Raw genomic sequence first — 11,093 nt, 5'->3', positions numbered from 1 at the left:
CTTTCAGGCTTTCAGGCTTTCAGGCTTGCGGGGCCGGGGCGCCGGGTCCGCCGGGTGCGGGGCGAGGAGCGGGAGGCCCTTGGGCATGGCCGCCAGACGCTCCTCGCACAGCTCGACCAGCTTCGCGTAGCCGTCCTTGCCCATCAGCTCGGTCAGTTCCGGCCCGTACGAGACGTACACCGGGTCGCCCGCGCCGTGCGCCGAGGTCGCCGACGTGCACCACCAGTGCAGGTCGTGGCCGCCCGGGCCCCAGCCGCGACGGTCGTACTCGCCGATCGAGACCTGGAGCACCCGCGTGTCGTCGGGGCGGTCGATCCACTCGTACGTCCTGCGCACCGGAAGCTGCCAGCACACGTCAGGCTTCGTCTCCAGCGGCTCGCGGCCCTCCCTGAGCGCCAGGATGTGCAGCGAACAACCCATGCCGCCCGCGAAGCCCGGCCGGTTCTGGAAGATGCACGAACCGTTGTACGGGCGCGTCTGACGCTCCCCGTCCTCGTCCTTCGACACCCAGCCGGTCTGCGTACCCACCTCGTGGTGCTGCCAGATGTCCGGCGTCAGCCGCGCCACGTACCCCGCCACGCGCTTCTCGTCGTCCTCGTCCGAGAAGTGCGCGCCCAGCGTGCAGCAACCGTCGTCCGCGCGGCCCGCCTGGATGCCCTGGCAGCCGTTGCCGAAGATGCACGACCAACGAGAGGTCAGCCAGGTCAGATCACAGCGGAAGACCTGCTCGTCGTCGGCCGGATCCGGGAACTCGACCCAGGCACGCGGGAAGTCGAGCCCCTTCTCGTCCGACGCGTCCGGCTCCTGCGGGAGAGGCGGGCGGCTCGGCTCGATCTGGAGGAGCTGCTTGTTCTGCTCCGGGTGGGGGTTCTGCTCCGGCTGCTTCTGCTTCCCCTGTTTCTGCTTTACCGACTTGGACTTCTTGACGCTCTTGTCAGTCTTGTCGGTCTTGTCGCCCTTGGCCTTTTTCGTCTTTGGCACCGTTCCAGAGTAAGCGCGCCGAGGGGGACGAGAAGACCTCTGCGGCGGATGGACGGGCACGTGGGCGCAGTAGCGTTCCCTCCATGAGACTCGGTGTCCTCGACGTGGGTTCGAATACGGTTCATCTGCTCGTGGTGGACGCGCACAGAGGTGCCTGTCCGCTGCCCGCGCACTCGCACAAGGCCGAGCTCCGCCTCGCCCAACTCATCGACGCTCGCGGCGCCATCGGCCCCGACGGGGTCGAGTTGCTGGTCGACACCGTGCGGCGGGCCCTGGAAGCCGCCGAGGACAAAGGCGTCGAGGACCTGCTGCCCTTCGCCACGTCCGCCGTGCGCGACGCCACCAACGCGGACGAGGTGCTCGCCCGGGTCAAAACCGAGACCGGCGTCGAGCTGCGGGTGCTCAGCGGTGCCGAGGAGGCGCGGCTCACCTTCCTCGCCGTACGGCGCTGGTTCGGCTGGTCCGCCGGAAAACTTCTGGTGCTCGACATCGGCGGCGGCTCCCTGGAGATCGCGTACGGGATCGACGAGGAGCCGGACGCGGTGGTGTCCCTGCCGCTGGGCGCCGGGCGGTTGACGGCCACGTGGCTGCCGGGGGATCCGGCGGACCCCGCGGATGTGAAGGCGCTGCGGCGGCATGTGCGGACGGAGATCGCGCGGACCGTGGGGGAGTTCAGCCGGTTCGGGGCGCCGGATCATGTCGTGGCTACGTCGAAGACGTTCAAGCAGTTGGCCCGGCTGGCCGGGGCGGCTCGTTCCGCGGACGGGGCGTATGCCCAGCGGGAGTTGAAGCGGAAGTCTCTGGAGGACTGGGTTCCGAGGCTCGGGGCGATGACCGTGGCTGAGCGGGCGGAGTTGCCGGGGGTTTCGGAGGGGCGGGCCGGGCAGTTGCTTGCCGGGGCGTTGGTGGCGGAGGGGGCGATGGATCTCTTCGGGGTGGAGACGCTTGAGGTCTGTCCTTGGGCGCTGCGGGAGGGGGTCATTCTGCGGCGGCTCGATCACTTGCCTGGGGCGTGACGGTGGCCTTCGGCGTGTGGGTGTGCGTGTGCGTGCGCGCGGGGTGCGCGTGCGGGTGCGCTTCGCTGTGCGCTTGAAGGGAGGGTGGCCGTCTGGGGTGCGTTGGCGGGTTTCCGTCTCGATCCGACAGGTGTGTGGGTGGGTACGGGGCCGCCCGGGGTATGTCCGTGCTCGCCATCTTGATGGCCTCGCCGGTTGCTTCGGCCGCCGCTACCGCGTGCTGGTGTGCTGCGCGCGCACATACCCCGACCGGCCCCTCCCGTCTCGTACGCGGGTGACGGTCGGTGGGGTGCCGTCGTTCACCGCCTTTGCCGGGGTGGCCTCTTCTGTCTCGTACGCGGGTGACGGTCGGTGGGGTGTCGCCGTTCACCGCCCTTGCCGGGGCGCCCCCTCCCGTCTCATACGCGTCTGATCCGCGGAATGGGTCGCTGTTCGCGCCTACGACGGTCGGTCCTCCCGTCTCGTACGCGGATGACGGCCGGTGGGTGCCGTCGTGCACTGTCCTTGCCGGGGGTGACCTTTCCTGTCTCGTACGCGGATGACGGTCGGTGGGGTGTCGCCGTTCACCGCCCTTGCCGGGGTGGCCTCTTCTGTCTCGTACGCGAGTGACGGTCGGTGGGGTGCCGTCGTTCACCGCCCTTGCCGGGGCGCCCCCTCCCGTCTCGTACGCGTCTGATCCGCGGAATGGGTCGCTGTTCGCGCCTACGACGGTCGGTCCTCCCGTCTCGTACGCGACTGAACGTGGCGGTCGAGGTGAGGAGGACCACCTCCCCGGTGTCCGGTGTGGGCCCGTACTCTGTCTGCGTGGCAGAACCAGTGGTGCGCATCCCGGATGCGAAGGTCGCCCTGTCGACCGCCTCGGTGTATCCGGAGTCGACGGCGACGGCCTTCGAGATCGCCGCGCGCTTGGGCTACGACGGTGTCGAGGTCATGGTCTGGACCGACCCCGTGAGCCAGGACATCGAGGCCCTGCGCAGGCTGAGCGACTATCACCGCATCCCGATCCTGGCCGTACACGCGCCGTGTCTGCTGATCACGCAGCGGGTGTGGTCCACGGACCCGTGGGTGAAACTCCAGCGCGCGAAGGCCGCTGCGGAGAAGCTCGGTGCGTCGACCGTCGTGGTGCATCCGCCCTTCCGGTGGCAGCGCAATTACGCCCGGGACTTCGTCAACGGCATATGGCGCATGGCCGACGAGACCGATGTGCGGTTCGCCGTCGAGAACATGTACCCGTGGCGCTACCGGGACCGGGAGATGCTCGCCTACGCCCCCGACTGGGACGTCACGAAGGACGACTACCGGCACTTCACCGTCGACCTCAGCCATACGGCGACGGCCCGGACCGATGCCATGGACATGGTCGACCGGATGGGGGACCGGCTGGGCCACGTACACCTGGCCGACGGGAACGGGTCGAACAAGGACGAGCACCTGGTGCCGGGCCGCGGTACGCAACCGTGTGCCGAGCTGCTGGAGCGGCTCGCTGTCAACGGGTTCGACGGGCACGTGGTCATCGAGGTCAATACGCGGCGCGCGATGTCCAGCGCCGAGCGCGAGGCCGATCTCGCCGAGGCGCTCGCCTTCACCCGGCTGCAACTGGCGTCCGCGGTGCGCGTGCCCCGTTCGTGAGCGATCGGCGCCCATGAGACGGGCGTCCCGAAATACGGACAGGGTGTCCGGATCCTGGAGGGGCGGCGTACGCTCGGAGGCAGTCTTTTCTGCCCCTAAGGAGCGAGCGACGATGCCCGAGCTGAGGTCCCGCACAGTCACCCACGGACGCAACATGGCGGGCGCACGCGCCCTTATGCGCGCCTCCGGTGTACCCGGTGCGGACATCGGCCGGAAGCCGATCATCGCAGTGGCCAACTCGTTCACCGAGTTCGTCCCCGGGCACACGCACCTGGCCCCGGTGGGCCGGATCGTCAGCGAGGCGGTCAAGGCCGCGGGCGGTATCCCCCGCGAGTTCAACACCATCGCCGTCGACGACGGCATCGCCATGGGCCACGGCGGCATGCTGTACAGCCTGCCCTCGCGCGACCTGATCGCGGACTCGGTCGAGTACATGGTCGAAGCGCACTGCGCCGACGCCCTGGTCTGCATCTCCAACTGCGACAAGATCACCCCGGGCATGCTGAACGCCGCGCTGCGTCTCAACATCCCGACGGTCTTCGTCTCCGGCGGCCCCATGGAGGCCGGCAAGGCCACCCTGGTCGACGGGACCGTGCGCAAGCTGGATCTCGTCAACGCCATCAGCGACGCCGTCGACGAGAGCATCTCCGACGAGGACATCCTCCGTATCGAGGAGAACGCCTGCCCGACCTGCGGCTCCTGCTCCGGCATGTTCACGGCCAACTCCATGAACTGCCTGACCGAGGCCATCGGCCTGTCGCTGCCGGGCAACGGCTCGGTCCTCGCCACGCACACCGCCCGCAAGGCGCTGTACGAGAAGGCGGGCGCCACGGTCGTCGAGATCGCCAAGCGGTACTACGACGGTGACGACGACTCCGTGCTGCCGCGCTCCATCGCCACCCGCGCCGCCTTCGACAACGCCATGGCGCTCGACATCTCCATGGGCGGCTCCACCAACACGATCCTGCACCTGCTGGCCGCCGCCCAGGAGGCCGAGCTCGACTACACCCTCGCCGACATGGACGCCGTCTCGCGCCGCGTCCCGTGCCTGTCCAAGGTCGCCCCGAACGTGGCGCCCGGCGGCACGTACTACATGGAGGACGTGCACCGCGCCGGTGGCATCCCCGCGATCCTCGGCGAGCTGTACCGCGGCGGTCTGCTCAACGAGGACGTGCACACCGTCCACTCCGCGTCCATCAAGGAATGGCTCGACACCTGGGACGTCCGCGGCGGCTCGGCCTCCGAGGAAGCGGTCGAGCTGTGGCACGCCGCCCCCGGCTGCAAGCGTTCCGCCGAGGCGTTCTCGCAGTCCGAGCGGTGGGACACCCTCGACACCGACGCGGCCGGCGGCTGCATCCGTGACGTCGCCCACGCCTACTCGAAGGACGGCGGCCTCGCCGTCCTGAAGGGCAACATCGCCGAGGACGGCTGCGTCGTGAAGACCGCCGGCGTCGACGAGTCCATCTGGACCTTCGAGGGCCCGGCCGTCGTCTGCGAGTCGCAGGAGGAGGCCGTCGAGAAGATCCTCCTCAAGCAGGTCAAGGAGGGCGACGTCGTCGTCATCCGCTACGAGGGCCCCAAGGGCGGCCCCGGCATGCAGGAGATGCTGTACCCGACCTCGTACCTCAAGGGCCGTGGCCTGGGGAAGGCGTGCGCGCTCGTCACGGACGGCCGGTTCTCCGGCGGCACGTCGGGTCTGTCCATCGGTCACGCCTCGCCCGAGGCCGCCGCCGGTGGCGCCATCGCCCTCGTCGAGGACGGCGACCGCATCCGCATCGACATCCCCGGCCGCTCCATCGAACTCCTCGTCCCCGACGAGGAACTGGCCGCCCGCCGCGAGGCCCTGGGCGGCGTCTACGCCCCCAAGTCCCGCGAGCGCAAGGTCTCCGCGGCGCTGCGGGCCTACGCGGCGATGGCGACCAGCGCCGACCGCGGAGCCGTCCGCGACGTCTCCAAGCTCGGCTGACCCGCCCCCGGGCCGGGGCCGCGTCCCCGCGTCACCAGCTCTCGGGGCGGGTCCCGTCCGCCCCGAAGACCGTGCCGTCCGGCGCGCTGCCGTAGACCCGGCCACCTGTCACCACCGGCGCCGGCAACTCGGCCACCACCCGGTCGGGCCGCGCCCCGGGCCGGGGACGGGTCTGGCCGAGGGGCGCGCCGGTGTCGGCGGCCAGGGCGAGGAGGCGGCCGTCGGGCGCCGCCACATAGACCCGGCCCCGGCTGTCGACGCCCGGCGCGGAGCCCCTGCTCACCGACGTCTCCGACCGCCACACCTGCTTGCCCGACGCCAGATCCTGCACCACCAGCGCCCCACCCGCCGCGAGCAGATACGCCTTGCCGCTGCGTACCGTCGCCGTCGCCTGGGGCTGCGGCAGCGCGAGCGGTACGCGGCGCGCGACCGCACCGTCGGCCAGGCGGTGACCGACCAGGGCCACCGTCGCGCCGTCCGCGGCGCGCCGCGTGCACCAGAGCACGCCGTCGGCCACACCCACCGGAGTGGCCGTCCCCGGTGAACGGCGCTGCCACCGGACCGCCCCCGTCGCCGGGTCCACCGCACTCACCAGGGTGTTCACCCCGTCCGGAGCCGACGTGGTCACATAGGCCAGATCCCCGCCGACGTACGAAAGCACGGGCCGCTCCACCGGCAGCCGGTGTCGCCAGCGCTGTCGGCCCGTGCTGCTGTCGACCGCGGTCAACGTGCCGTCGGGAGCGGCCAGCAGCACGCTGTCTCCCACGGGCTGCACCTGACCCTGGTACGCCGAGATCCCCTTCGACCAGCGGGTCTTTCCGGTGGCCGGATCGAGCGCGTAGAGCCTGGCCTGGTCCGGGGCGACGACCTGGAGCAGACCACCCGACACCACGGGCGCCTGCACACCGCCGGCGGCCCCGCCGGGCGCCTTGCGCAGCCACCGCACCGTGCCGTCGCGTGGATCGAGCGCCGCGGCGAGCACCCCGGGCGCGACACAGTGCAGCGCCTGCTTCCCGTACGAGCACACGGGCGCGGCCCCCGAACCGAGCGACCGGCTCCACGCCTGGAACGACACGGGCGCACCGGCCTCCACCGTCCGCGCCCCCGCCTCCTGCCCGGCCCGCGGGAACAGGGTCAGCGCCAGCGCCAGCACGACACCGAGCGCCACAGCACCGGCGACGGCCACACCGGCCCGGCGCCGCACCCGCGCCCGGAACCGACGAGGAACCGATTCCCCCACCGCCCCGCCACCGACGACAGACGGGCCACCGACCACCGGGCCGACATCGAGGGGCGCTCCGGCATCGAGGGACGCCCAGCCCTCCCCGGCCACGCATTCTCGCTCGGCGGACTTCTGCTCGCCGAACGTCCGCCCGCCGAATCCCTGCGTACTGAACGCCTGCGTGTCATAGCGCGCCGACAGCCGCCGCATCTCCGCCATCAACTCGTCCGGCGTGGGCCGGTCCTCAGGCTCCTTGGCGAGGCAGCGCAGCACCAGCGGCGCCAGTTCCTCGGGCACACCGGTCACATCCGGCTCGTCGTGCACGACCTGGTACGCGACGAGGTACGGGCTGTCCGAGTCGAAGGGACCGCGCCCGGTCGCGGCGTGCACGAGGACCGATCCGAGGGCGAACACATCGGCGGCCGGACCGACCTCGCGCGGCCTGCGGAACTGTTCCGGCGCCATGAACGGCGGCGTGCCGATCAACTTGCCCGTCTCGGTGCGCAGCTCACTGTCCTTGGGCCGCGAGATGCCGAAGTCGATGACTTTGGGGCTGTCCTCGGCCAGCAGCACGTTGCTGGGCTTCAGATCGCGGTGGACCACGCCGACGCGGTGGATGTCCCGCAGCGCCTCGGCCAGCCCGGCGGTGACGTGCCGCAACTGCGCGGGCGTCAGCGGCCCGTTCCGTTTGACGTGGTCGGCGAGGGTCGGGCCGGGGATGAACAGCGTGGCCATCCAGGGACGGTCGGCATCCGGGTCGGCGTCCACGACGGACGCCGTGAAGGCCCCGCTGACCCGCCGCGCCGCCGCCACTTCCTGCCGGAAGCGTCCCCTGAACTCAGGGTCCTTCGCGAACTCGGCGTGCACCACCTTCACCGCGAGCGGCAGCCCCGCCGAGGACCGCGCCAGATGCACGACACCCATGCCGCCCGCTCCGAGACGTTCCTCAAGGCGATAGTGCCCGGCATAGGCCGGAAGTTCCGCTTCCGCGTCGGGCCCGATGCTCGGCCGTGACGGCATGTCCACCCCCGTGGATGTCGTCGTGATCGTCGTGCCCGATCCCGTGCCGGACCTCACCTGACCACGTACGCGATCCCTGTGCTCGCGCGACGCACGGAGCCTAGTCGATGGGTCGTCCGGGACCGGTGAGGCTTGCTAGCCTCCGCGTTCCACACGTTCTACGGAGCAAGGTGGCACAGCCGATTCAACGGGACCTCAACGATCGCTGAACGAGGCCCCGTACGACCACGGGGGGAACAGACATGGCGCTCGACAGCAGTAACAACAACAGTACGGACGCGGAGGCGGAGGCGGACGTGGCCGTCACGGCCTCCGCCTCCTACCCGGTGGCCCCGGGCTACAGCGTGAACGTCCGCAGCGGCCCCGGCACCCAGTACCGCGTGGTGCGCGTCCTGCCCCAGGGCGCACGCGTGACCATCACCTGCCAGAAGGCCGGCCAGTCGGTCGCGGGCCCGTACGGCACGACCAGGATCTGGGACAACATCGGTGTCGGCGAGTACATCTCCGACGCCTACGTGAAGACGGGCAGCGACGGCTACGTGGCCCCCCGCTGCGCCTGACCCTCCGCCGCCCCCGGTGATAATCGTCCCGTGAGCGACGAAAACGGCACCGGCCCCGGCAGCACCACTCCGTCCCCCGGGCCCCGTCCCGAAGAGATCCGTTTCTTCGGGACGACCTGGGTGGACCACAGCGGCGGCTACGCCCTGCGCCGCGCCGCCGTCGGCGTGGGCTCGCTCCTCGCCGCGGTGGCCGGTTGTCTCGTCCTGCGTTTCGCCTACCAGGGCCTGGCCATCGCGGACGTCGGCGCCTTCGTGAACGTCCTGGTCATCGTGATGTTCGCCGTGTGCAGCGCCTTCGCCTTCAACCGCATGTGGAGCGGTTTCTCCGAGCGCCCGGACCCGGACCGACAGGCGTCCCTGCGCGGCTTCCTGACGATCGGCTTCGTCGGCGTACTCGCCGCCCATGCCCTGCGCTGCCTGACCGAGGCGCCGGGCGAGAAACTGCGCAGGCAGGAGTACGAGACCGCCCGCGAGCAGTACGAACGCCGCACCACCCGCCGCACCCGCAACCCCGCCAGGAAGCCGGGCACGAAGAAGAAGCGCTGAGCCTGGCAGCCCTGACCACGCGCGGTCAGGATGACCCCATGACGGACCAGCCTCCGAGCGACGCCCTCGCGCTCTCCTTCGACACGGTCGCCACCCAGTACGCGACCGCCCGACCCGGCTATCCGCCAGCACTCTTCCGCACGCTGGAGGAGTTGGCAGGGCTGAGCCTGCGGGGCGCCCGCGTCATCGACGTCGGCGCGGGCACCGGCATCGCCACCCGCCTGCTGCGTGACAACGGCGCCCGCGTCATCGCCGTCGAACCGGGCCCCGGCATGGGCGCCGAACTGCGCCGGGCCCTGCCCGACGTGCCCTTGGTCCGCGCGGTCGGCGACGCGCTGCCGTTCGCGGACGGCTCCCTGGACCTGGTCGCGTACGCCCAGGCCTGGCACTGGACCGACCCGGCCCGCTCGGTGCCGGAGGCGTTGCGCGTGCTGCGGCCGGGCGGCGCGCTCGCCCTGTGGTGGAACGTCCCCGACCCGGACGTGGAGTGGACGGCCGCGCAGGAGGCCCGCCTCCAGGAGCGGCTGCCCGGCTACCACCGCCACGGCATCGCCACCGAGGCCCCGGCCCTCATCAGCTCCCTGCTCACCACTCTCGCCCCCGCCCTCGGAACGACCCCGGCACCGGCCTTCCGCCGTCTGCGCTGGACCCGCCGCATCCCGGTCGACCTGCACCTGGCCCACCTCGGCAGCCGTTCCTACTTCGCGGTGCTGGGCCCCGACCGCTCCGCGCCGATCCTGGCGGACGAGCGCGCCCACCTGCTGCACAGCTTCCCCGACGGCATCGTCGAGGACGCGTACGCCTTGGACATCACGGTCGTCCGCCACCCCTGAGGACGGTGTACGCGGCCCGGGAGTCCGTCCACCGGACACGCCCTGGCCCCGGGCGCGCCCGATGCGAGGATGCGTGCGGACGACGACGCACACGGAAGGCCCGAGCCGATATGAGCGAGACGACGACCCAGACGAGCCCGAACCCGCGCCACAAGGTCGCCGTACTCGGCACCGGCAAGATCGGTGAAGCCCTGCTCAGCGGCATGATCCGCGGCGGCTGGGACCCGGCCGACCTCATGGTCACGGCCCGCCGCCCCGAGCGCGCCGAGGAACTCCGCACCCGCCACGGCGTCACCCCGGTCACCAATCAGGAGGCCGCCGAGCAGGCCGACACCCTGATCCTCACGGTGAAGCCCCAGGACATGGGCACGCTCCTCGCGGAACTGGCCCCGCATCTCCCCGCCGACCGCCTGGTCATCAGCGGCGCGGCGGGCATCCCCACCACGTTCTTCGAGGAGCGGCTGGAGCCCGGCACGCCCGTGGTCCGCGTCATGACGAACACCCCGGCCCTCGTCGACGAGGCGATGTCCGTCATCTCCGCGGGCACGCACGCGACCGCCGCCCACCTCACTCACGCCGAGGAGATCTTCGGCGCGGTCGGCAAGACCTTGCGCGTCCCGGAGTCGCAGCAGGACGCGTGCACGGCCCTCTCCGGCTCGGGCCCCGCCTACTTCTTCTACCTGGTCGAGGCGATGACCGACGCCGGCATCCTCCTGGGTCTGCCGCGCGACAAGGCGCACGACCTCATCGTCCAGTCCGCCATCGGCGCGGCCACCATGCTCCGCGACAGCGGCGAGCACCCGGTGAAGCTCCGCGAGAACGTCACGTCTCCGGCGGGTACGACCATCAACGCGATCCGCGAACTCGAGAACCACGGCGTCCGCGCGGCCCTCATCGCCGCCCTCGAAGCGGCCCGCGACCGCAGCCGCGAGCTGGCCACCGGCAACAACAGCTGACCTGTCCGACTGCCCCGAGGCGGGAGGTTGACACGCCCCGTGGCCGATACGTAGTGTTCTCCGAGTTGTCCGACGTGAGCGCCGCCTCCGGGTGGTCCCCGGACAGCCATTCCGCAAGTCCTACTCAACGCGCGACGCAGTTTTGTCGTGCCGTTTGCGTACGCCTTCGCGGTAATGAGGAAACCCCGTTCGAAAGAGCGTCCCCGATTTTGTCGGGGCCCGGGATTCCGCTAATGTCTCACTCGTCGGAACGCCTCAACGGGCGGGCTGACAAACCCGGTTGACAGGGAATCAGGCCCGAAAGGATCTGATAGAGTCAACACCGCAGGAAGGCCGAAAAGCCGGAAAGCGGAGCAAGACCCCG

9 protein-coding genes are annotated in these 11,093 nt (G+C 71.0%); 7 read left to right on the top strand and 2 right to left on the bottom strand.

The window, feature by feature from the left end:
* Window positions 1–3: 3 nt before the first annotated feature.
* Window positions 4–981 carry a hypothetical protein gene (locus tag ACIRF8_RS30270; protein WP_404219899.1) on the bottom strand — a complete coding sequence of 326 codons (978 nt, stop codon included), beginning with the start codon at window positions 979–981 and terminating at the stop codon, window positions 4–6.
* A gap of 83 nt (window positions 982–1,064) precedes the next feature.
* On the opposite strand from ACIRF8_RS30270, the gene ACIRF8_RS30265 reads away from it, so the two are divergent.
* From ACIRF8_RS30265 to ilvD, 3 genes are all read left to right on the top strand, one after another.
* Window positions 1,065–1,997, top strand: a complete 933-nt coding sequence (locus ACIRF8_RS30265) for a Ppx/GppA family phosphatase (protein ID WP_404219897.1) — start codon at window positions 1,065–1,067, stop codon at window positions 1,995–1,997.
* A gap of 804 nt (window positions 1,998–2,801) precedes the next feature.
* Window positions 2,802–3,626: a sugar phosphate isomerase/epimerase family protein gene (locus tag ACIRF8_RS30260; protein WP_404219895.1), complete on the top strand. Its 825-nt coding sequence runs from the start codon at window positions 2,802–2,804 to the stop codon at window positions 3,624–3,626.
* Window positions 3,627–3,738: 112 nt separating this feature from the next.
* Entirely contained in the window at window positions 3,739–5,592 is a 1,854-nt protein-coding gene (gene ilvD / locus ACIRF8_RS30255; RefSeq protein WP_404219893.1) for a dihydroxy-acid dehydratase, read from the top strand.
* Window positions 5,593–5,623: 31 nt separating this feature from the next.
* Here the strand turns inward: ilvD and ACIRF8_RS30250 are convergent, their stop codons facing one another.
* Window positions 5,624–7,834 (bottom strand): PQQ-binding-like beta-propeller repeat protein, encoded by a 2,211-nt coding sequence (locus tag ACIRF8_RS30250; protein WP_404219891.1) that lies wholly within the window; start codon window positions 7,832–7,834, stop codon window positions 5,624–5,626.
* A gap of 242 nt (window positions 7,835–8,076) precedes the next feature.
* Between ACIRF8_RS30250 and ACIRF8_RS30245 the strand changes: the two genes are divergently transcribed.
* The 4 genes from ACIRF8_RS30245 (at window position 8,077) to proC (ending at window position 10,729) form a co-directional block, all read left to right on the top strand.
* Entirely contained in the window at window positions 8,077–8,394 is a 318-nt protein-coding gene (locus ACIRF8_RS30245; RefSeq protein ID WP_404219889.1) for an SH3 domain-containing protein, read from the top strand.
* 30 nt (window positions 8,395–8,424) lie between these two features.
* The gene (locus tag ACIRF8_RS30240) at window positions 8,425–8,940 is read left to right on the top strand and encodes an EamA/RhaT family transporter (RefSeq protein WP_404219887.1); all 516 of its coding nucleotides are present in this window, start codon (window positions 8,425–8,427) and stop codon (window positions 8,938–8,940) included.
* A 38-nt stretch (window positions 8,941–8,978) separates the two neighbouring features.
* Window positions 8,979–9,773, top strand: a complete 795-nt coding sequence (locus ACIRF8_RS30235) for a class I SAM-dependent methyltransferase (protein ID WP_404219885.1) — start codon at window positions 8,979–8,981, stop codon at window positions 9,771–9,773.
* Window positions 9,774–9,883: 110 nt separating this feature from the next.
* Window positions 9,884–10,729 (top strand): pyrroline-5-carboxylate reductase, encoded by an 846-nt coding sequence (gene proC, locus ACIRF8_RS30230; RefSeq protein WP_404219883.1) that lies wholly within the window; start codon window positions 9,884–9,886, stop codon window positions 10,727–10,729.
* Window positions 10,730–11,093: the final 364 nt, after the last annotated feature.

Source organism: Streptomyces sp. NPDC102406 (genome assembly GCF_044765725.1).
In the GTDB taxonomy this organism is placed as follows: domain Bacteria; phylum Actinomycetota; class Actinomycetes; order Streptomycetales; family Streptomycetaceae; genus Streptomyces.
This window is presented reverse-complemented; position numbering and strand designations above follow the sequence as displayed.